Source organism: Streptomyces polyrhachis (assembly GCF_042663125.1).
Lineage (GTDB): Bacteria > Actinomycetota > Actinomycetes > Streptomycetales > Streptomycetaceae > Streptomyces > Streptomyces polyrhachii.
This window is the reverse complement of the sequence record NZ_JBHSZO010000044.1, coordinates 21,234-43,792: the sequence shown is the minus strand read 5'-3', so window position 1 is coordinate 43,792 and position 22,559 is coordinate 21,234. Positions and strand designations below refer to the sequence as shown.

16 protein-coding genes are annotated in these 22,559 nt (G+C 71.0%); 10 read left to right on the top strand and 6 right to left on the bottom strand.

Annotated features, from left to right (window positions below; translation table 11 throughout):
• The 10 genes from ACFQLX_RS22525 to ACFQLX_RS22480 form a co-directional block, all read left to right on the top strand.
• On the top strand, positions 1–6,965 hold a 6,965-nt coding region (locus ACFQLX_RS22525), incomplete at its 5' end, for an amino acid adenylation domain-containing protein (RefSeq protein ID WP_386417908.1).
• Between the two features lie 79 nt (positions 6,966–7,044).
• Positions 7,045–8,307: an enterochelin esterase gene (gene fes, locus ACFQLX_RS22520; protein ID WP_386417906.1), complete on the top strand. Its 1,263-nt coding sequence runs from the start codon at positions 7,045–7,047 to the stop codon at positions 8,305–8,307.
• On the top strand, positions 8,304–9,440 hold the full coding sequence (gene leuB, locus ACFQLX_RS22515; protein ID WP_386417904.1) for a 3-isopropylmalate dehydrogenase: 1,137 nt from the start codon (positions 8,304–8,306) through the stop codon (positions 9,438–9,440). Before fes ends, leuB begins: the two co-directional genes overlap by 4 nt.
• Entirely contained in the window at positions 9,437–10,912 is a 1,476-nt protein-coding gene (locus tag ACFQLX_RS22510) for a pyridoxal phosphate-dependent aminotransferase (RefSeq protein ID WP_386417902.1), read from the top strand. The genes leuB and ACFQLX_RS22510 overlap by 4 nt, the downstream gene beginning before the upstream one ends.
• Before the next feature lie 10 nt (positions 10,913–10,922).
• Positions 10,923–12,269, top strand: coding sequence for a hypothetical protein (locus ACFQLX_RS22505; protein WP_386417901.1), 1,347 nt, complete (start codon positions 10,923–10,925; stop codon positions 12,267–12,269).
• A gap of 44 nt (positions 12,270–12,313) precedes the next feature.
• Positions 12,314–13,717, top strand: coding sequence for a 3-isopropylmalate dehydratase large subunit (gene leuC, locus ACFQLX_RS22500; RefSeq protein ID WP_386417899.1), 1,404 nt, complete (start codon positions 12,314–12,316; stop codon positions 13,715–13,717).
• A 57-nt stretch (positions 13,718–13,774) separates the two neighbouring features.
• Complete coding sequence (leuD, locus tag ACFQLX_RS22495) at positions 13,775–14,404, top strand: 3-isopropylmalate dehydratase small subunit (protein ID WP_386417897.1); 630 nt, start codon at positions 13,775–13,777, stop codon at positions 14,402–14,404.
• Positions 14,405–14,421: 17 nt separating this feature from the next.
• Positions 14,422–14,622, top strand: a complete 201-nt coding sequence (locus tag ACFQLX_RS22490; RefSeq protein WP_386417895.1) for an MbtH family protein — start codon at positions 14,422–14,424, stop codon at positions 14,620–14,622.
• A 93-nt stretch (positions 14,623–14,715) separates the two neighbouring features.
• Positions 14,716–15,066: a hypothetical protein gene (locus ACFQLX_RS22485; protein WP_386417894.1), complete on the top strand. Its 351-nt coding sequence runs from the start codon at positions 14,716–14,718 to the stop codon at positions 15,064–15,066.
• Positions 15,067–15,126: 60 nt separating this feature from the next.
• A complete protein-coding gene (locus tag ACFQLX_RS22480) occupies positions 15,127–16,311 on the top strand; it encodes a S8 family peptidase (RefSeq protein WP_386417892.1) in 1,185 nt (394 codons plus the stop codon).
• An 87-nt stretch (positions 16,312–16,398) separates the two neighbouring features.
• Here ACFQLX_RS22480 and ACFQLX_RS22475 read toward each other — a convergent pair whose 3' ends face one another.
• The 6 genes from ACFQLX_RS22475 to ACFQLX_RS22450 form a co-directional block, all read right to left on the bottom strand.
• Positions 16,399–17,595 carry a M23 family metallopeptidase gene (locus ACFQLX_RS22475; RefSeq protein WP_386417890.1) on the bottom strand — a complete coding sequence of 399 codons (1,197 nt, stop codon included), beginning with the start codon at positions 17,593–17,595 and terminating at the stop codon, positions 16,399–16,401.
• A gap of 88 nt (positions 17,596–17,683) precedes the next feature.
• Complete coding sequence (locus ACFQLX_RS22470; protein ID WP_386417888.1) at positions 17,684–18,421, bottom strand: ABC transporter permease; 738 nt, start codon at positions 18,419–18,421, stop codon at positions 17,684–17,686.
• Positions 18,402–19,349, bottom strand: a complete 948-nt coding sequence (locus tag ACFQLX_RS22465) for an ABC transporter ATP-binding protein (RefSeq protein ID WP_386417886.1) — start codon at positions 19,347–19,349, stop codon at positions 18,402–18,404. Before ACFQLX_RS22465 ends, ACFQLX_RS22470 begins: the two co-directional genes overlap by 20 nt.
• 348 nt (positions 19,350–19,697) lie before the next feature.
• The gene (locus tag ACFQLX_RS22460; protein ID WP_386417884.1) at positions 19,698–20,972 is read right to left on the bottom strand and encodes an MFS transporter; all 1,275 of its coding nucleotides are present in this window, start codon (positions 20,970–20,972) and stop codon (positions 19,698–19,700) included.
• Between the two features lie 81 nt (positions 20,973–21,053).
• Positions 21,054–21,920, bottom strand: coding sequence for a hypothetical protein (locus ACFQLX_RS22455; protein ID WP_386417883.1), 867 nt, complete (start codon positions 21,918–21,920; stop codon positions 21,054–21,056).
• A gap of 157 nt (positions 21,921–22,077) precedes the next feature.
• Entirely contained in the window at positions 22,078–22,533 is a 456-nt protein-coding gene (locus tag ACFQLX_RS22450) for a VOC family protein (RefSeq protein ID WP_386417882.1), read from the bottom strand.
• Between the last annotated feature and the right edge of the window lie 26 nt (positions 22,534–22,559).

Here is a 22,559-nt window from a genome sequence, read left to right as displayed (position 1 = left end):
TGCCAGTACCGTCCCCGACTGCTCTCGGCGAAGGGTTAAAGGAGGTCAAGGAGCTGCTGCGGGCACGTCCCCGGCAGGGCATCGGCTACGGACTCCTCGCCCATACCGGCAACCACGACCCCGCCCCCGACCCCGACTCCAGCCCGGTCAGCGCGATACCGGCGCAGATCAGCTTCAACTACCTGGGTCAGTTCGACGGTTCCATGGCGGGGAGTTTCGCGGCGTCCTCCGGCATGGCAGGACCCGACTGGCACCCCGACAACCGGCGCCCGTACCTGATCGATGTCATCGGCCGGGTCCAGGACGGCCGCCTGCACCTGGAGTGGACCTACAGCGACGCCGCACACACCCAGGAGACCATCAGCCACGTCGCCGAGAACACCCTCAATGCGCTGCGGCGCCTCACCGGCGAGGCGAAGCGACCCGATGTCCAGGGCTACAGCCCCTGCGACTTCCCGCTCGGCGCCCTGACGCAGGCACAGATCAACGACCTGATGGCGGAGCTACGCACCCAGCCCGCATGGCGCGAAGGCAGACAACCCCGCCCACTGGAGGACTGCTATCCGCAAACACCCGTCCAGCAGGGCCTGTGGTTCCAGAGCCACTACGCGCAAGGCGAGGGCATCTACCACGTCCAACAAGTGCTGCGGATTGAACAGCAGTTGGACACGGACGCCTTCCGGGAGAGCTGGGCGCAGGTCATGCGACGCCACCCGATCCTGCGCACCAGCTTCTGGGACAACGGGAGTCAGGCACTCCAACTGGTCTGGCACGACATCCCCGTCCCCCTCGAAGTACAGGACTGGCGCGACCGCAGCCCCGAGGAGCAGCAGGAGAGACTGAACGCCCACCTCACGCACGACCGCGCCCGGGGCTTCACCCCCCAGGACACCCCCCAGTGGCGGATGCTCCTCGTCCGCACCGCCGACGACGCCTACGAACTGGTCTGGAGCGCCCACCACACCATCCTCGACGGCTGGAGCATCAGCCTGCTGCTCGGCGAGGTCGTGCGGCAGTACGGCGTCCTCACCGGCGGCCGGCACACAGAGGTCGCACCGGTGCGGCCCTACCGCGACTACGTCTCCTGGCTCCAGCGCCAGGACACGGCAGAAGCCGAGGAGTACTGGCGCCACACCCTCCAGGGGCTGGAGGAGCACACCCCACTGGACCTCGGGAAACCACGGGGTGCCGAGGGCGGCAGCCCGGGGGATTCGGGCCGCCAGACGTGGGCCACCGAGTACCTCAGCGAGGCGGAGACGGCGGAGCTGCACAGCCTCGCGCAGCAGCACCGCCTCACCCTCAACACCGTGCTGCAGGGCTGCTGGGCACTGCTGCTCGCCCGCTACTCGGGCACCGACGACGTCGTCTTCGGCACCGTCACCTCGGGACGCCCCTCCGAGGTCGAGGACGTCGAGCGCATGGTCGGCATGTTCATCAACACCCTCCCGCTGCGCGTACACCTGCCGGCGGCGGCAACCGCCCTCGACTGGCTCCACGGCCTGCAGGAGCAGAACGTGCAGATGCGCCAGTACGAGCACAGCCCGCTCAGCCAGGTCCACCAGTGGAGCGGACTGCCCGCCGGCGCCCCCCTGTTCGAGAGCCTCTTCGTCTTCGAGAACTATCCCGAAGGCGACGGCCACGAGGAGGCCCTGCGCTTCACGGAGGCCGTCTCGAACGAGCAGACCCACTACCCGCTCAACACCGTGATCACGATGGGTGAACGGCTCGGCCTCAACATCCTCTACGACCCGCGGCGGTTCGACGGGCGCACGGCCGAGGCGATGCTCCGGCACCTGCGGCAGATCACCCGCGAACTGGTGGCCGCGCCGCACACGCCCCTGGCCCGGATCACCATGCTCACCGACGAGGACCTCGGCAGAGCCCTGGACGAGTGGAGCACCGGCACCACCGCGGAGACCGGCACCGCCCACGTCCACGAGCTCGTCGCGGCACAGGCGCGGCGGACCCCCGACTCGGTGGCGGTGGTCCACGAGGACGAGCACCTCACGTACGCCGAGCTCGACAACCGCGCCAACCGGCTCGCGCACTGGCTGCAGAGCCGCGGCGTGGGGCCCGAGACCCGGGTCGGCCTGTGCCTGGAGCGCTCGCTGGAGGGCATCGTCGGCCTGCTGGGCATCCTCAAGGCCGGCGGGGCGTACGTCCCCATCGACCCGCGCTATCCCCAGGACCGGATGGCGTACGTCATCGACGACACCCGGATGCGCCTGCTGCTCACCCAGGAGCATCTGCTGCCGACGCTGCCGGCCCGGGAGTTGGAGACCCTCTGCCTGGACTCCGACTGGTCCGCCGTCACCGCACAGCCCGCGCACGCCCCCGCGACGGCCCTGACCCCGGAGAACCTCGCGTACATCATCTACACCTCCGGATCGACGGGGCGGCCGAAGGGCGTGATGGTCGAGCACCGCAACCTTGGCCACGTGGTGCCGTGGATCGGCCGCAACGCCTGCTTCGAGCGACCGCAGAACGTCCTCCAAGTGGCCTCCATGAGCTTCGACTTCTCCGTGTGGGAGATCGTCATGCCGCTCGTGACGGGAGGCACGCTCCACATCCCGCGTGCGGACGCCCGCATGATCGGCACCGATCTGCACGACATACTGGCCGAACGGGCCATCGAGAGCCTGAACTTCACCCCGGGCGCGCTGGCCACCCTGGCGACCGAGCCGCCGCTGCCGCACCTTCGCACGCTCGTGGTGGGCGGCGAGGCGTACTCGGCGGACCTCATCAGGACCTGGGCGCCGGGCCGTACGTTCTTCAACGTCTACGGCCCCACCGAGACGACGATCTTCGCGACCGGTACGCACACCGACGAGCACCTGGACGTCATCCACATCGGCCGTCCCCTCACCAACGTGCGCCTCTACGTCCTCGACCCGTTCATGCAGCCGGTGCCGGCCGGTGTGCCCGGTGAGCTGTACCTCGGCGGAGTCGGCGTGACCCGGGGCTACATGAACCGCCCCGACCTCACCGCGGAGAACTTCGTCGCCGACCCGTTCTCCGGGGAGCCCGGCAGCCGGCTCTACAAGAGCGGCGACCTCGTCAGGTATCTCCCGGACGGCAACGTCGAGTTCGTCGCACGCGTCGACAACCAGGTGAAGATCCGCGGCTTCCGGATCGAGCTGGGCGAGATCGAGTCGGTGCTCGACCAGCACCCGCGGGTGCACAGCTGCGCCGTGCTCGCCCAGCCGGACGGCTCCGGCAAGCGCCTGGTCGGCTACGTGGTGCTGAACGAGGACGCAGAGGACGCCGAGAACACCGCGGACGCCGAGAGCACCGCGGACACCGCCGACCTGCTCCGGGCGCACCTGAAGGAGAAGCTGCCCTCGTACATGGTGCCGTCGGCCTTCGTCCGCCTCGACGAGCTTCCCCTCAACAGCAGCGGCAAGCTGAACCGCCGGGTGCTCCCGGTGCCCGGCGCGGACCGCGCACCGGCCGCCCGCGGAGGCGTACCGCCGCGCACCACCACCGAGGCACGGCTGGCCGAGATCTGGGAGGAGGTGCTGGGGTGCCGGCCCGTCGGGATCACCGACGACTTCTTCGAGCTGGGCGGGCACTCGCTGCTCGCGGTGAAGGTCCTGGCCCGGGTCCGGCAGGCGTTCGGCGTCGAGCTGCCCGTCAAGGCCGTCTTCGAACTGCCGACGGTCGCCCAGGTGGCCGCCGAACTGGACGGCCTGCTGCGGGACCGCCGGCCGTACGACGACCTCCCCCTGGTCCCCGCGGCGCGCGACGAGCCCATCCCGGCGACGTTCGACCAGCAGCGGCTGTGGTACATCGACCGCCTGCACCCGGACAGCCCGCTCTACACGGTCGGTTGGCTGGTGCACCGCCGCGGCCGGACCGACACCGAGCGGCTCAGGCGCGCGTTCGCGGTGCTCATCGAACGCCACGAGACGCTGCGGACGACGTTCCACGAGAGCCGGGGACGACTCCGCCAGGAGATCGCCGAGTCCGCCCCCGTCGTCCTCACCGAGGTGGACCTGTCGGCGGAGCCGGCCGACCGGCAGCCGGGCCTCGTCCAGGCCCGCACGCGCGAGCTGTGGCTGGAGACCTTCGACCTCGCCCGGGGACCGCTGCTCCGCGCGCTGCTGGTCCGCCTCTCCGACACCGAGTCGCTCCTTGCCTTCAGCGCACACCACGCGATCATCGACGGCTACTCGGTGCGGATCGTCAACGAGGAGCTGGAGCGGATCTACGACGCCCTGGGAGCGGACGGCCCCGTACTGCCGCCGGCGCCGGCCGTGCAGTACGCCGACTACGCGGTGTGGCAGCAGCAGTGGCTCGACGAGGACAGGCTGCGCCCGCACCTGGAGTACTGGAAGGAGCAGCTGTCCCAGGCGCCCGCGCTGATCTCGCTGCCCACCGACCACCCGCGGCCCGCGGTGCAGACCTACGAGGGCGCCTCCCTCACCCTCTCGCTGCCGGCCGACCTCACCGAACTGCTCGGCAGGGTCGGCCGCGAGCACGGTACGACGCAGTTCGTCACCGTGCTCAGCGCGTTCGCGACGCTCCTGGCGCACTACAGCGGCCAGGACAAGGTGGTCATCGGCATCCCGGTCGCCAACCGCGGCCGGATCGAGACCGAGCCGATGATCGGCTTCCTCGTCAACACGGTGGCCCTCTGCGTCGACCTGAGCGGCGACCCGGACTTCTCCGACGTGCTCAAACAGGTCCGCTGGAAGCTGCTGGAGGCGCAGAGCCACCAGGAAGTGCCGTTCGACCGCATCGTCGAGGAGCTGAGGCCCGAGCGCAGCCTGAGCTACAGCCCCGTGTTCCAGGTGATGTTCTCGGGGCTCGACAAGCTCTTCGAGGAGGCCCCCGCGGGCCAGGAGCAGCCGGCCTGGATCGACGACGTCGCGGAGGCGGGCATCGGGGTCGCCAAGTTCGACCTGGGACTGAGCATCCAGCAGCGCAAGGGGGAGCTGCGGTTCACCTTCGAGTACAGCACCGCCCTGTTCGAGAGGGACACGGTCGCCGCCATGGGCGAGCACCTGCGGACCCTCATCGAGGAGGCGCTGCGCTCGCCGCACACCCCCGCGGCCCGGCTGCCGCTGCTGTCGGCCGCGGAGCGGGCGGAGATCCTGTACGAGCGCAACGCCACGCGGGACGAGGACGCGCTGCGGCCCGTATGCCTCCACCGGCTCTTCGAGGAGCAGGCCGCGCGCACACCGGACCGCATCGCGCTCTCCTACGAGGACGGGCAGATCGGCTACGCCGAGCTGGACCGGCGCGCCAACCGGCTGGCGCACACCCTGCGCGACCGCGGCGTGGGCCCCGAGACGCGCGTCGGCATCGCCATGTACCGCTCGCTGGACCTGGTGACCGGGCTGCTCGCCATCCTCAAGGCCGGCGCCGCCTACGTACCGCTCGACCCCGACTACCCGGGCGACCGCATCGCCTACATCGCCGAGGACGCCGGGGTCGGGACCGCCCTGGTCCAGCCGGACACCATGGAGCGCGTCGGGTTCCTCCGCGAGCGCGGGGTCGGACTCATCGAGCTCGGCGGCACCGACGCCTCGTGGCTCCGGGCGAGCCCCGCCCCCGTGGACGCCGCGGTGGGCCCGGACAACCTGGCGTACGTGATCTACACCTCGGGCTCCACCGGCCGGCCCAAGGGCGCGATGCTCTCGCACCGCGGCATCACCAACCGGCTGCTGTGGATGCAGGGCGCCTACGACCTGGGGGAGCACGACCGCGTCCTGCAGAAGACCCCGTTCAGCTTCGACGTGTCGGTCTGGGAGTTCTTCTGGCCGCTCATCGCCGGCGCCCGGCTGCACCTCGCGCGCCCGGACGGGCACCGCGACCCCGCCCACCTGGCCGAGGTGATCGACGAACAGGGCATCGGCACCCTCCACTTCGTCCCCTCGATGCTGCAGGCCTTCCTGCGGCAGCCGACCGTGTCCGAGCGCTGCACAGGCGTACGGAGCGTGGTGTGCAGCGGCGAGGCCCTGCCGCTGGAGGTCCAGGAGCAGTGCCGGCAGTCCCTGCCGAACGCGCGGCTGCACAATCTCTACGGGCCCACGGAGGCGTCGGTCGACGTCAGCTTCTGGGAGTGCGCCGACGTGCCCGGCGCGGTCAGCGTCCCCATCGGCCGACCGGTGGCCAACACCCGGCTGTACGTGCTGAACGAGGCGATGTCACCGGTGCCCGACGGCGTCGTCGGCGAGCTGTTCATCGGCGGCGTCCAGCTGGCCCGCGGCTACCTGGGGCGCCCCGACCTGACCGCCGAGCGCTTCGTGGCCGACCCCTTCGGCCCCGGCCGCCTCTACGCCACCGGCGACCTCGCCCGGTTTCGCCCGGACGGCGTCATCGAGTACGCGGGGCGCAGGGACCACCAGGTCAAGATCCGCGGCTACCGCATCGAGATCGGGGAGATCGAGGCCGTACTCGCCGAGCACCCGGCGGTACGGGCGTGCCTCGTCGTCGTCCACGAGGCCGGCCCCACCGACAAGCGGCTGACCGCCTTCCTCACCACGAAGGACGGCGGCGAGGCGCCGCAGGACGACCTGCGGGCGCACCTCATGGAGCGGCTGCCGGAGTACATGGTGCCCACGTACTTCGTCAAGCTCGACGAGTTCCCGCTGACCTCCAACGGCAAGGTCGACCGCACGGCCCTGCCGGCGCTCACCGACGTCGTGTCGCAGGTGCGGTCCGGCGAGGGCTACGTCGCTCCCAGGACGCAGACCGAGCAGGCACTGGCGGCCATCTGGGCGCAGCTGCTGGAACTGGAGCGCGTGGGCGCCAACGACGACTTCTTCGCCCTGGGCGGCCACTCGCTCCTGGTGGCCTCGATGGCCACCGGGGTCCGGGAGCGGTGGGGCATCACGCTGATGCTTCCCACGGTCTTCCAGAACCGGACCGTCGCAGCCCTCGCCCGGGTCATCGACGACAGCGCCGACGGGGACGGCGACGAGGAGGCGGACGCGGCGGAGTTGTTCGACCTGCTCTGAGCGCCCCGGGCACACCACCCCCGCCCCCGCGCCGCCAAGACACCGCCAAGGCGCCTCCCACACCCAAGGAGAACCGACCATGTTCGCTCCGGAGCGATCCCTCGTGAGCCCCCGCCTCACGCAGGTGGTGAAGGCCGTCGAGGCGGGGGACGGCGACGCCGTCGACGAGCTGTGGCACGAGGTCGCCGAGTCGGGCGGGCCCCTGATGGAGCAGGTCGGGGACGACGACTCGCGGACCCTGGTCACCTTCCTGTGGCGGGACCCGGGCGACACGCACAACGTCCTGGTGCTCTTCTACAGCGCACCGGACGGAGACCCGGGCGACACCAGGATGAGCCGCGTCCCCTCCACCGACATCTGGTACGTGTCCTACTTCCTGCCCTCGCACCTGCGGACGACGTACCTGCTCTCGGTCAACGACCCGCTGAAGCCCTTCGCGTCGTACGCGGACATGATCTCGCGCGTCCCGTCCTACCGGCACGACCCGCTCAACCCCCGCCAGCACTCGATCCTGGGCCAGGGGGTGGGGCTGACCGTGTCGGTGCTGGAACTCCCGGAGGCGCCCAAGCAGCCCTGGAACATCCCGCGGCGCGGAGTGCCCAAGGGCGAGACGCACATGCACACGATGGAGAGCTCCATCCTGCGGACCCAGCACCACGTCTCCGTGTACACCCCGCCCGGCTACCGTACCGACGGCGAACCGTACAACGTCTTCCTCCTCTTCGACGGCTGGGCGTACTACAACTTCGCCGCCGTCACGACCCTGCTGGACAACCTGCTCCACGTCGGCAGGATCCCGCCCTACGTCCTGGTCATGCACAGCAACGCCGACCAGGAGACCCGGGCCCGCGAACTGACGTGCCACCAGCCCTTCGTCGACTTCCTGAACCACGAGCTGATGCCGTGGGTGGACGAGAACTACCACATCGCCTCGGACCCCGCGCGGACCGTGGTCGGCGGCTCCTGCTTCGGCGGACTCGCGGCGGTGTACGCCGCGTTCACCACGCCGGAGCGGTTCGGCAACGTCATCTCCCAGTCGGGCTCCTTCTGGTGGCCGGAGAAGGGCACGCCGGACATCGAGGACGAGTGGCTCACACGGCAGTTCGAGCGCAATCCCAGGCTCCCCATCCGCTTCTCCCTGGAGATCGGGAGCCTGGAGCGCGCCATCGTCGACTACGACCCGATGACGGCGCACCAGACCTTCCGCGACGTCCTGCGGGACAAGGGCTACGAGGTCGACTACTCCGAGTACATGGGCGGCCACGACCTCATCTGCTGGCGCGGCTCCATGGTCGACCGGCTGCTCGCCTTCCACTCCGATCCGAAGGACCAGGTCCGATGACCAATGCCACGATCATGATCCTCCCGGGCGACGGCGTGGGCCCGGAGGTGACGGCGCAGGCACTGAACGTGCTGCGCGCCGTGGAGGAGCGGTTCGGCCGCACGTTCACGATCCGCTCGCGCCTCGTCGGCCTGGACGCCATCGAGGCCGAGGGCACCGCGATCTCCGACGACACCTTCGAGGAGTGCGCGCAGAGCGACGCGATCCTCTTCGGCGCGGTCGGCAGCCTCCCCGCCGGCGAGCGCCGCAGCGGCGGCCCGCGGCCGGAGCAGGCGCTGTTCCGGCTGCGCAAGGAGTTCGGGTTCTTCGCCAACCTGCGGCCGATCCGCCCCTCGGAGTCCATGTACGGGGCGTCCTCGCTGAAGCCCGAGCACCTCAAGGGCACGGACATGGTCTTCGTACGCGAACTGTCGGCCGGCCTCTACTACGGCCACATGGAGTCGATCCCCGGCAAGCCCAGCGAGATCCGGCACACGGGCCGGGACACGGAGGCCGTCGACACCCTCCTGTACACCGAGGCGGAGATCGAGCGGGTCGTACGCGCCGCCTTCGAGATCGCCGCCGGCCGCCGGGGCAAGGTCACCTCGGTCGACAAGGCCAACGTGCTCAGCTCCTCGGTCCTGTGGCGGCGGGTCGTGGACCGGGTGGCCCGCGAGCACCCCGCCGTCGCCTACGAGCACATGCTCGTCGACACCTGCGCCATGCGCCTGGTCAGGACCCCGGCGGACTTCGACGTCGTCGTCACCGAGAACCTCTTCGGCGACATCCTCACCGACGAGGCGTCGATGCTGACGGGCTCGATCGGCATGCTCCCCTCGGCGAGCCTGGGCGTCCGGCGCACCCAGGGCGGGATGTTCGGCCTGTACGAACCCGTCCACGGCTCCGCCCCCGACATCGCCGGACGCAACGAGGCCAACCCCATCGGCGCCATCCTCTCCGCCGCGCTCCTGCTGCGCCACTCGCTCGGCCTGGGCAAGGAAGCCGGGGCCGTGGAGGAGGCGGTCGAGGAGGTGGTCCGAGCGGGATACCGGACGGTGGACGTCCACGAGAGCGGGGCCACCGTCGTCGGAACGCAGGAGATGGGCCGGCGGGTCGTGGACGCGCTGCTGCAGCGGGACGGGGTGCGCGCATGAGCGCGCCGGAGTCCGCCGCCCCTGACTCCGCCGCCCCTGACTCCACCGCGGCGGCCGGCAGCGGCCTGGAAGAGCAGCGCCTGCTCATCCGCCGGGCCCGCAAGGAGATGCTGCGGCGCCGGCCGGACCGGAGGGAGGTGGGCGTGGAGCCGCCCATCCGGGTCATGGCGCGCATCGTCCAGGAGCTCCAAGACGAGTGCGCGGCACGGCGGTTCGACCCGGCGGCCACCCGGCTCGAGATCGTCAACCGCACGCTCGGGGACGTCAACGTACGCCTGATCACCGAGTGCGAGGGCGACGAGGGCGGCCCGCAGGACTACCGCACGCTCGGCGACGAGCTCGGCATCGCGCTGCCGGGCGAGGACCTCAACGGCTACACCGCCTCCGGCAAGCGCTACCAGTGGCTGCGGGAGCAGATGACGGAGGCGGAGCGGCAGTTGGTCGACTCCGGCTACGACCCGCGGGTCTACGACCTCCAGAGCATCGGCAACCCGCTGCTGCGCGGCCTGCTGGCCGAGGACATGCGGCAGTGGGGTCTGACGACGACCGCCGAGCACGTGGCCCTCGGGCTGGGTGCGACGGACTGCCTCGACAAGGTGCTGCGCGGGCTGGCGTACCTCGCCCGCCGCCGCGACGAGCCGCCCGGCGCGGTCCTCTTCCCCGCACCCGGATTCAACATGCCCGAACTGCAGGCCGCGGCCTACGGATACCGGCTGCACATGGCCCCGACCCGGGCCGAGGGCGGCTTCAAGCTCACCGGCCCGCTGCTCTCGCGCCACCTGGAGGAGAACCCGGACGTCAACGTCGTCTATCTGACGGTGACGAACAACCCCACGACGTTCGCGTACACGCCGGAGGAACTGGCGGAGATCCAGGACGTCGTACGCCGCCTCGCGCAGCGGGGCCGCCGCGTCCACGTCCTCGCGGACCTGGCGTACCTCGGCACCGGCCGGCCGGAAGAGGACCGGGCGCGGATGCACAGCCTCACGTCGGCCACCGACGTGGCCGACCTGATGATCTACGTCAGCAGCTTCTCCAAGACGCACACGCTGACCGGGGACAGGTTCGGCTGGGTCGTTTTCGGCGAGACCGAATTCGCCCGGGCCATGAGGATGAGCTGGATGAACAGCGTGAGCTCGCTACCGGCGGAATGGCAGCTGCGGTTCATGGCCTATCACGCCCTCTTCCGCGAGAACCCGCGGCTGATCGAGAGAATCCGGGACCTCTACAGGCTGCGCCGCTCCCGGCTGCGCCGGCAGCTGGACCGCTTCGACAAGGAGCACCACCTCTTCGAGCGCGTCTATCTCGACGACGACGCGACCATCTACAACTGGAGCAAGCTCAGAAAGGGCGAGGACTGCTTCTCCGTCCTCGAGAAGACCGGAATCGCCGGAATTCCCGGCTCTGCCTTCGGCTACTCCGACGACTACATCCGTTTCTCGGTCGGCATCCTGCCGGTCGAGCTGGACTGAGGGGACGGACATGGATGTCACCGACATTCCTGTGAACTTCAACTGGAACAGAGACCCGAGTCCGATCTCACCGCTGCCGGAGAGACTCCCCGGCGAACCGCTCCCCGCGCAGGTCGCCGACGCGCAGATCCTCTCGGAGTGCCTGCGGGACGGCCTGCAGGGCATAACCGGCTATCCGTCGGTCGACGAGATGGTGCAGTACCTGCACCTGCTCAAGGACTTCGGGGTCACCTGCGCCACCGTCGGCATCTACCCGGGCGAACAGGGCACGCTCAGCGCGACGATGAAGCAGCTCCTCGCGCGGATGCGGGACGAGCTCCCCACCGTCGTCCCGTCGGTGCTCTCCATGTGCACGGAGGACTCGCTGCGCTGGACCATCGAGTGCAGGGAGATCCATCCGGCGCTCCAGTCCGTGGTGTTCATGGGCAGCGCCCCGTCCAGGAGGCTCGTCCAGGGCTGGGACCTGGAGTTCATCCGCAACCGGCTGGACACGTTCATCCGCAAGACCGTGGAGCTGGGCATCCCCGTCATCGCGGGGACCGAGCACACCACGCAGACCTCTCCCGAGGACCTGCGCGCCATCACCCGTACGCAGGTCGAGGCCGGCGCCTCCGTGGTCGCGCTGGCGGACACCATCGGCACCATCCGCCCGGTCGGCGCCTACCGGATCGTGCGCTTCGTACGCGACGAACTCGAAGCGCTGGGCGTACCCGGGATGAGGATGGACTGGCACGGCCACCGCGACACGGGCAACGCCTTGGGCAACGCCATGATGGCGGTGGCCGCCGGGGCGAACCGCATCCATGTCGTCTCCCGCGGCGTCGGCGAGCGCTCGGGCAACGCCGCCCTTGAGGAGGTCGTCCTGAACTTCGCCGCCATCGAGCGGGAAGCGGGCCTGCCGGTCTCCTGGGACATGCCCCGGCTGCTGGAACTGATCTCGTGCTACCAGAGCATGGTCGGCGTCGCGACCGCCGAGCACGGCGTGCTGGCCAAGCGCTACAGCCACACCTCCTCCGGCATCCACACCGACGCCATGCTCAAGGCCCACGCGCTGGCCGAGACCGCCCGCCGGGAGAAGGACTTCGCGCGGGAGGCCAGGCTGCTGGAGATGGCCCGCACCGTGTACTCGGCCGTCGACCCCGCCTCCGTGGGCGGCGCGATGTCCGTCGGCGTCAGCCCGTGGAGCGGCCAGAGCTCGGTGAAGCTCGCCTACCTGCACAGCGGCCGCGACGTCGAGGACCTGTCGGCGCAGACCGTGCGGGAGGTCCTCGACCGGGCGCACCGGCTGGGCCGCGAACTGACCTCGGACGAGCTCGAGGAGTGCTTCACGGGCGCCCGCGCCCCGCAGGGAGCCTGAGGACCCGTCCACATCACGACGGCACACATGGGAGTTGCAGAGCGATGCCACGAACGATGTTCGAGAAGATCTGGGACACGCACGTCGTGCGCGACGAACCGGGTGAGATACCGATGCTGTACATCGATCGGCATCTCACCCACGAGGCGACCTCCCCGCAGGCGTTCGCCGGGCTCAGGGAGCGCAGGCTGCCGGTGCACCGCCCCGAGAGCGTCGTCGCGGTGATCGACCACAACGTCCCCACGATGCCGGGGCGCAGGCTCGTCGACGTCATCGACAGCCAGAGCACCGTGTGCATCGAGACGATGGAGGACAACGCCCGGGACTTCGGCATCAGGCTCATCGGCATGAACGACGAGGACCAGGGGATCGTCCACGTCATCGGCCCCGAGCTGGGCCTGTCGCTGCCCGGCATGACGGTGGTGTGCGGCGACTCGCACACCTCCACCCACGGCGCCCTGGGCATCTTCGCCGTCGGCATCGGCACGAGCGAGGTGGAGCACGTCCTGGCCACCCAGTGCCTGCTGCAGCAGAAGCCCCGCACGATGAACATCAGGATCGAGGGGACGCCGGCGCACGGCGTGACGGCCAAGGACATCGCGCTGGCCGTGATCCGCCGGCTCGGCACCGACGCCGGCACCAACCACGTCATCGAGTTCAGCGGCTCCGCCGTGCGCGCGCTGTCGATCGAAGGCCGCATGACGCTGTGCAACATGGCCATCGAGGCCGGCGCCCGCGCGGGCATGGTCTCCCCCGACGACGTGACGGTGGAGTACGTGCGCGGGCGGCTCCACGCCCCCGCCGGCGAGCTGTTCGAGCGCGCGGCGGTGCAGTGGAAGCAGCTCGCGAGCGACCCCGGCGCCCGGTTCGACACCACGTACGAGGTGGATGTCGAGGGCCTCGTCCCGCAGATCAGCTGGGGCACCAATCCCGGAATGGTCGCCGACGTCACGGGGACGATCCCGGACCCGGCCGACGCCGCCGACCCCGCCACCCGGGCGGCACTTGAGCAGGCCCTGGAGTACATGGGCCTGGAGGCGGGCCGGCGCGTGCAGGACATCCCGGTCGACACCGTCTTCATCGGCTCGTGCACCAACTCGCGCATCGAGGACCTGCGGGTGGCCGCCGGCTACGTCGCCGGCAGGCAGGTCGCGCCGGACGTACGGGCCATCGTCGTCCCCGGCTCCATGCGCGTGCGCCGCCAGGCGGAGGAGGAGGGACTGGCGGAGATCTTCCGCCAGGCGGGCTTCGAGTGGCGCGAGTCCGGGTGCAGCATGTGCATCGCCATGAACGGCGACCGCCTGAAGGCCGGCGAGCGGTGCGCCTCGACGAGCAACCGCAACTTCGAGGGGCGTCAGGGACGCGGCGGCCGCACCCATCTGGTCAGCCCGGCCACCGCGGCCGCCACGGCCGTCGCCGGCCACTTCGCCGACGTCCGCCACCTGTAGGGATCCGTGCGGACCCGTAGCGATCCGTAGCGATCCATCCGGAAAGAAGGGACCCCAGTGGAGAAGTTCATCACGCACGAAGGCATCGCCGTGCCGCTGGCGCGGACGAACGTGAACACCGACGACATCGTTCCCGCGCGTTTCCTCAAGTCGGTCCGCAGGACCGGGTTCGGCGCCCACCTCTTCGCCAACTGGCGCTTCCTGGAGGACGGGAAGACCCCCGACCCGGAGTTCCCCCTCAACCGTCCCGGCTACGAGACCGCCAGCATTCTGCTGGCGGGTGAGAACTTCGGCTGCGGCTCCTCGCGCGAACACGCCCCCTGGGCACTGCGGGAGTACGGTTTCCGCTGCATCATCGCCCCCGGCTTCGCCGACATCTTCCACAACAACTGCTTCAACAGCGACATCCTTCCGGTGACGCTGGAGCCGTCCGCGGTCGAGACGCTCTTCAAGACCCTCGAAAGCGGCACACCGGCCACCCTGAGCGTGGACCTGCCCGCACAGTCCGTGACGGTCCCGGGCGGGCAGTCCTTCCCCTTCGAGATCGACCCCTTCAAGAAGAACGCCATGCTCGAGGGCCTCGACAATATCGGCTGGTCGCTCTCGCACAAGGACGAGATCCTCGCCTACGAAAGGCGCCGCTCCGAGGAGGCGCCCTGGCTGTTTCCCGAGAAGACCGCGAACTAGAGGCTGGAGCAGGAGCGATGGCGGAGAACGAGACGAAGGTCCTCGTCAACGACGAGGAGCAGTACTCCCTGTGGCCGGCGTACCTCGCCGTGCCCTCGGGCTGGCGGGACACGGGGGTCGCCGGCACGAAGGAGGGCTGCCTGGAGTACGTGCGGGAGGTCTGGACCGACATGCGCCCGCTGAGCCTGCGCAGGCACATGGAGGCAGGCGAACGCTGACGCGGAGCCGATGCGCTCCCGCTCAGCCGGACCGGTGCGGGCCGACCGGCGCGCAACGGCCCTGCCAGGAAATCGACACGAAGGGATTCTTCCATGAACGAGCTCGTCGAACGTCTGTCGGCCGAAGGGCAGAGCGTCGCCGTCGGTGGCCCTTCCCCCTCCGCGGCGGAGTTCCAACGGCGCCTCACGGAGATGGGGTACGTCTTCGTCAAGTTCCCCGGCACGAACGGGGGAACGGACCTCGGAGTGCGGGTCGACGAGGCCGCCACCGACCTCGGCAAGGCGGACTTCGCGAACGCCACCGGCAGCGTGCACGTCGAAGGGACGCTGACGCTGAACTACGTGCCGGTGCGCTGCGTCGCCGACATCGACGTGGCGTCACTGAGCGGAACCGGCAACCTCGTCGTCCTCGAAGAGCCGACCACCCGGCCCGCAACCCTGTGAGGGCCATCCCCTACCCCGACTCCCCACTGCAACACGACCGTTGACACACCAGGAGGAACCGTGCCCGCAGCGCCGCCGACCTTCCGCCGCAGAGCCGTCGCCGTCGCGGCGGCCACCGGAGCAGTACTGGGGGCCGGCCTCCTGGCCGGCCCCGGAGCCGAGGCCACCGGATCCGTGGCCAACTCCGCAAGCCCGCAGGCCGTGAGCGGCAGCTATCTGGTGCTCTTCGAGGAGGGGGAGCGGCCGGACGTCGCCGCCGAGTACGGGGTACGGGTGGTGGAGAGCTACGGCAGCGCCCTGAACGGTGTGCTGATCCAGGCCGGCAGGGGGCAGGCACGGCGGCTCGCCGCGGATCCGGCCGTGCGGCTGGTGGAGCAGAACACCACACTGCGGCGCGGGGCGCCGTCGCGCCCCCGTACGCAACCGGGAGTCTCCTGCGGTCTGGACCGGATCGATCAGCGCGAGCTGCCGCTGGACGGCACGTACCGCTATCCGCCCAGCGCGGGGGCGGGCGTCGACGTCTACATCGTCGACACCGGCATCGACTACGGCCACCCCGATCTCGCGCCGCGCGCCACCCCGGGCTTCGACGCCTTCGGCGGCGACGGCGGCGACGGGCACGGCAACGGCACCCTCATGGCCGGGATCGTCGGCGGCACCGAGTACGGGGTCGCCAAGAAGTCCCAGCTGATCTCGGTGAAGGTGCTCGACGCACAGGGCGGCGGCACCCTCGCCGGAGTGGTGGGGGGAATCGACTGGATCACCGAGCACGCCTCGGGGCCCTCGGTGGCCAACTTCGTCATCGGCGCGCCCGTCAGCGACGTGCTCGACGAGGCGATACGCGCCTCGATCAAGTCCGGTGTCACCTACGCGGTGTCGGCGGGAGCGAGCAGCGACGACGTCGACAACTCCTCCCCGGCCCACGTGCGCGAGGCGATCACCGTGGGTTCCTCGGACTGCGCCGACAACGTCGCCTCGTTCAGCAACTACGGCCAGGGGCTGGACCTGTACGCCCCCGGCGTGGAGATCACCTCCGACTGGCCGGGCGGCACAACGAACAGCGACTCCGGCACCTCGGTCTCGGCCGCCCACGTCGCCGGCGCCGCGGCGGTCTACCTCAACCGCCACCCCGGGGCCGGTCCGGACGAGGTGGCCGCGGCCCTGGACGGCGCGGCCGTGACCGGCGCCCTGTCCGCAGTGCCCGCCGGCGGCTCGCCGAACAAGCTGCTCCAACTCGTGCGCTGACCGCGCCGACCGGCCTCGCGAACTGATAGGCCCCGGCCCGCCCGGGCCGGGGCCCTCACTGGCCCTGGGCCCGGGCCGGCGTCCGGCTCAGCTGCGGGGGAGCGGCTCGACGACCGCTTCCTCCTCGGGCAGCGCGTGCTCCTTGACCACAGCCGGCTCCTGGCCGGCCGGGGCGGTACGCCACTCGCGGAAGCGGTCGAAGAGCATCGGCACGCCGTTGGCCCTGGTGTGGTCGTGGTGGTCCATGAGCTGCAGATGCACGTGCGGCTGGGTGGAGTTGCCGGAGTTGCCGCAGTCGGCGAGGTGCTGGCCGGTGCGGACGCGCTGGCCGGCGGAGACACGCAGGGAGCCGGCCCTGAGGTGGGCGAGCACGACGTAGAGCTCCCTGCCGCCGGGGGAGTCGGCCAGGGAGATGACGACGTGGTTGCCGGCCACCGCGCCGGCTCCCCGGCGGACCCGGGATGCCTGACCCAAGGCGTAGGGCAGCAGCGCCAGTTGGGACCGGCGCCCTTCGTGGTCGGGTTCGCGGTCGTGGACCGCGACGACGGTGCCGTCCACGGGGGCCAGGACGGGCCGGCCGAAGGAGAGGTAGCGTTCCGGGGGTTCGGTGGCCAGGAAGGTACGCCAGTCGCGCACCCCCGCCGTCCTGCGGTGCTCATCGACGCCGATGAAGTCGATGGCGTACCGGCTGCCGAACATGTCGGTGCCGTGGCTGGGCACCCGCCGGGCCGGGCTGTTGCGCGCCAGCCACAACCCCGTGAAGGGCATCGCGATCACCACCGCCCCGGCCTCGGGACCCTGCCCCGCCGCCCCGTCCGACCGGCCGGCGACGGCGGCGCCGGTGGCCAGGACGGCGGCGCCGATCGCGACGCTCCGTGCGACGAAGAGCCGCCGGGAGGCGTCGGCCGTCTCCCCCTCGCCCTCCGGCGCACCTACCGGGCCGGCCCCCGGTGGCGTACGGCCGTCACGGCGGGCGAGCACGCGGCGCAGCAGCGGGCGGACAAGCTCGCCCAGGAGCAGCGCGGCCACGACGTACGTCAGCAGCGGAAACCAGGCGCCGGCCACCCGGGCGGCGGGGCCGGCGACCTCGGGAGACGGCTCCGCGGGCCCCACCGCCAGCAGGAGTACGGTGCCCGCCGCGAGCAGTGACACCAGCACCGCGCCGGGACGCCGCCACCGGCTGCCCTCCGGGAGGACATCCCCGACCAGGCGCCGGTGCAGATACCAGTGCGCGGCCGCCAGGAGGGCCAGCAGGAGGACGGCGGTCAGCAGTGAAAGGGCCATGCACACGAGCCTCGCCGCATCGGATGCGCCAGGCACGCCGAACACGGAAGATTGAGTGATCTTCCTAGTTCCGTGGTGCTGCCCCGCCTCAGGGCCTGCGGGCCATGATCCGGAAGGTGAGCAGGAACCCGGCGGCGGCCCAGGCGAGCAGAACGGCGAAGGGGAGCAGGGGGACACCGCCCGCGGGGGTGTTGAGGGTGTCGCGTACGGAGTCGGCCATGTACTGGAACGGCAGCACGGTGTGGACCGACTCGAACCAGTCGGGCAGCCGTGACGCGGGGAAGGTGATCGGGGAGAACATCAGCGCCACGAACACCACCAGTTGGGACATCATGCGGGCGGCCGGCGGGGCCATCCCGTACCCGATCCCGTACCCCAGGCCGATGGCGGTGACCGCGGTCAGGAGGAACGCGGGGACCACCAGCGCACTGATGTCGAGCGTGAGGTCGAAGCGCAGCGTCGCGACCACGAGCGCGGTCACGATGCCGGGCAGCGCCACGAGCAGCGCCACCGTGGCGTCCGACGCGATGAGGGCGGACCTGGGCACCGGCAGCGAGCGGTTGAAGTCGAAGATCCCCTCCTGCTTGGACGAGGCGACCTCCTGCGGGCCGATCACCATGCCGACGGTGATGAGCCCCAGCACCGGCGCCCCCGTCGCGAAGTACAGCTCGGTGGCGTCGTCCAACTCGGGGACAAGATAGGCGAATCCGACGATGATGCCCACCGCCAGGCAGGTCTGGATGATGAGGTTCAGGGGCAGCGTCGCGCGGCTGCGCAGCGCGGTCCAACCCAGCAGCAGGCCGTAACTACGCAGCCAGTGGCTCACGCCGCCCACCCCTCCCGGTGCCGACGCCGGCCTCGGTGCCGGACAGGTGCAGGTAGACGTCCTCCAGGCCGACCGGTACGAGCGCGAACTCGTCTATCTCCCCGGCGTCGCGGAGCCGCTGCGCCCAGGCGAGCGCCGGCGCGGCCGCGGCGGAGTCCAGCGGCAGCGCCAGCCGCCGGGAGCTGCGCAGCGGCGGTCCCGCGGCGGGAATGTGGTCGGGCAGGTCCGGGAGGCCGCCGGGGGAGGCCGCCGTCAGCTCCAGCCGGAGCTCGCCGACCGCCCGGGAGCGCAGTTGCGCGACCGTGCCCTCGGCCAGCACGCGCCCGGAGCCCAGCACGACGATACGGTCCACGCTGCGCTCGGCCTCGATCACGTTGTGGGTGACGAGCAGGACGGCGCAGCCGCGGTCGGCGAGCTGCCGTATCTGCTCCCACAGCAGCCTGCGGCGGACCGGGTCGACGTCGTTGGTCGGCTCGTCGAGCATCACGACCCGCCCGGGACCCGCCGCGGCCATGCCGAACGCGGTCAGCCTGCGGACACCGCCCGACAGCCGCTCCCCGACAGTGTCGGCCCACTCGCCCAGGTCGAGCGCGTCGAGCACCTCACCGGTCCTGGCGGCGGCGGTGCGCTTGTCGAGGCCGCGGATACGGGCCATCGTCCTGACGGCCTGCCGCGGCGTGACGCCGGCCAGCGGTGCGTGCGCCTGGGGCATCACCGAGACCATGCGGCGCACCCGTGCGGGCTCGGCGACCGGATCGCACCCGTCGACCCGGATACTCCCGGACGTCGGGAGCACGAGCCCCGCCACCTGGTTGATCAGCGTCGTCTTGCCCGCGCCGTTGTGCCCCAGAAGGCCGACGACCTCACCTGCCCCCACATGCAGGCTGACGCCGTCATTTGCCCGGGTGCCGTCCCGATAGCACTTCACGAGATCTTTGATGATCAGCAACTTACCGCCCAATATCTCAGCATTGGCCACGCTTTGGATTCCGATGCCCGTCTGCCACGATCCCGGGCGGAGCAGCGTTCCTGCCGAACATCCCGACCGGTGCTAAGAGAAGTCCCAGAGTCTCCACCGGAACGTTGCGCATGGCTGCCGCCCGCTCCATCGCCCACCTACTCAGATGCCTCCTCCATGGATCCGAAGGGGCGGAACGGAGCTGAGACAACGCCTGCTGATGGCAACGGAGTCGGGTGCGACCGGGGCGTCAGGCGACGGAAGCGTTCGGTGTGACTCCCGATCAGGGAAGATGCGCCGATGCTGCGGCGGGGCGCTTCACGCGGCCCTGGACAGGGTGGACCGGTCCGTGGTGGGTACGTGCCGGGCGGCGGTCACGGGGCTGGTCACGGTCTCTCGTCCGTCGTGGCGCGGCCACAGGAGGAGGGCGGCGGTCGCTCCCGCCGCGGCGAGGACCGCGAGGACGGACCAGGCGAGGGTGAAGCCGGCGCCGGTGCCGAGCCGGCCCGCGATGGGATACGTGATCAGCCAGGCCAGGTGCGACAGGGAGAACTGGGCCGCGAACGCCTCGGGGATCGCGCTGCGGGCGACCGAGGCGCGCAGGACCGCGCCGGTCGGCGTGATGACCAGTGCCATACCGATGCCGATCACGGTCCAGATGAGCGCCGTACCGGCCCAGGTGCCCGGCCCGGCCGCGCTGACCGCGACCGCGGCGCTCGTAGCGACGGCCAGGACCGCGGCGCCGGTCAGCATGACGCTGCGGGCGGCGATCCGGTCGAGGACGCGGGGGAGCGCGAGGGCGGCCACGAGGGTCCCGGTGCCGGAGGCGGCGAGCATCCAGGCCACGCCCGACTGCGAGCCGCCGAGTTCGTCGCGTACGTAGTTGACGGTGCTCACGACGACGATCGAACCGGCCGCGGCGACCACGAGGTTGAGCGCCATGACGCCGCGCAGCCGCGGTGTGGTGAGGAAGGTCCTGAGCCCCGAGGCCGCCTTGTCCCAGGCCCCGGCACGGGTGCTGGGGCGGGCGTTGGGGACGCGCGCCGCCAGGACGAGCAGGCCGGAGGCGAGGAACCCGGCGGAGGTGCCCAGGAACAGCCGGTCGAAGCCCATGAACGTCAGGGCGACGGCGGCCAGTACGGGGCTGAGCAGGCTCTCCATGGTGGAGGCGACCTGGGAGGCGGACAGGGCGCGGGTGTAGTCGGACTCGTCGGTGACGATGTCGGGGATCACGGCCTGGAACGTCGGGGTGAACGCGGCGGAGGCGGCCTGGAGCAGGCCGATCAGGACGTAGATGTGCCAGACCTCGCTGACGAGCGGCAGGGCCAGGACCACCAGGGCGCGGATCACGTCGAGGAGGACGAGGAAGGCTCTTCGGGGGAGGCGGTCGATGTACGCGGCGGTCAGCGGGGCGATGACCACGTACATGGCCATCTTGACGGTGAGGGCGGTGCCCAGGACCAGGCCGGCGCGCGGTCCTGCGAGGTCGTAGGCGAGCAGTCCGAGGGCCACGGTGGTCAGGCCCGTACCGAACAGGGCGATGACCTGGGCGCCGAAGAGGAGGCGGTAGTCGCGGAGGGCGAAAAGTCGCATGACGGGTTCCTTCGGTGCTCATGCGGCGGGGCACGGCCCCGGGGCGGCGGCCGTGCCCCGCGCTGACAGCGGGCGGGGCGGTCAGTGGTGGGCATGGTGGGTGGAGTGGGCATGGTGGGTGTGGTGCTGCTGGGGCGAGTGGTGGCTGTCGTGGCTCCCGGGCCCGGCTTCCGCGGTCCGCACCGTGAACTCGGCCGTCCGTACGACTCCTTCGTGCTGGAAGTCCAGATACAGGCGGTACGTGCCGACCGTGGGCGCGACCGCCGTGAAGGAGATCTCGGGGCCGGGCGCGGTGGTGCCGTCACCGGGCTCGCCCTGCGGGTGCACGTGGAGGTAGCCCAGGTCGCCGACCCGCAGCGCGACCAGGTGCCCGTACGCGGACAGGTAGGGCTGCAGGTCGGTGACGGGCCGGCCGTTGCGGCTGACGGTGAGGGTCAGGTCGCTCGCCTCGGCGGCCCGCAGCCCGCCGTCGAGCGTCACGGTGTACTCGCCGGTCCGCGCGGTCGCCGCGGCCTCGGGCAGCGGCCTGGGCTCGTAGTGCCCGGCGACCGCGGCGTCGATCCCCAGCGTCATGGATCCGCCATGACCGACCGGGTGGATGTCGGCGAAGAACCTCCAGTCCCCGGGCTCCAGCTCCAACTCGACGCTCCAGGTGCCCTCCCCGTCCCTCACCGGGTGCACGTGCTGGAACCCGGCCGTGTCCCGCCGCACGGCGATGAAGTGCAGCTCCTTGCCGTGCTCGGTCTTGAACTCGGTCACCGGCCGCCCGTCGGGACCGACCACGCGGAAGCCGACCGGCTGGACGCCGGCGGTGAGGACCGCCGCATCGAGTTCGAGGGTGTACCCGTCCTGCGAGACGGAGAGGCCACCGGGCCGGGCGCCGCCGTGGGCCGCGTGCGGGCCGTGGTCGGTGTGGCCGGTGTGGTCGTGGCCGACGTGGTTGCTCATGACATCTCCAGGGGTGCGATCAGGCTCCGATGCCGCCCCGTTCGGGCCGACGATCAGAACAATATACCCCCAGGGGGTATATGGCGAGCCTTGATGTGGAAATCTCGAGAGGGGCCTCACCGAGGATGCGGCAGCCGCCCGGACGGAGCGCCGGCGCTCAGAGGTCCACCGCCGACGCGGCCTCCCGCAGCTCCCGCTCGTCCATGTCGGCGACGCGGGTGGTGAAGAACCAGGAGTGCCCGAACGGATCCTCCAACTCGACCTGCAGATCCCCGTGGAACTGCATCGCGACCGGCCGGATCACCCGCGCCCCGGCGGCGACGGCCCGCTGGGCGAACGACTCCACATCCGGTACGAAGACCAGCAGGTTGACCGGCGTACCGCCGACCGTCCGCGGGCTCCGGAAGCGGTACTCGGGGTATTCGTCGCGCAGCATGAAGACCGCCTCGCCGATCCGGAGTTCGGCGTGCGCGACCTTGCCGCCCTGCCGCGGGATCTCCACGCTCACCTCGGCGCCGAAGGCCGCCCGGTAGAAGTCGAGGGCCGCCCTGGCGTCGTGCACGTTGAGGTAGGGGACGGCGCTCTTGTACGCGGCGGGGACCGGGTTCGTCATGATGGTTTCCTCTCGTCGTCGGTAGG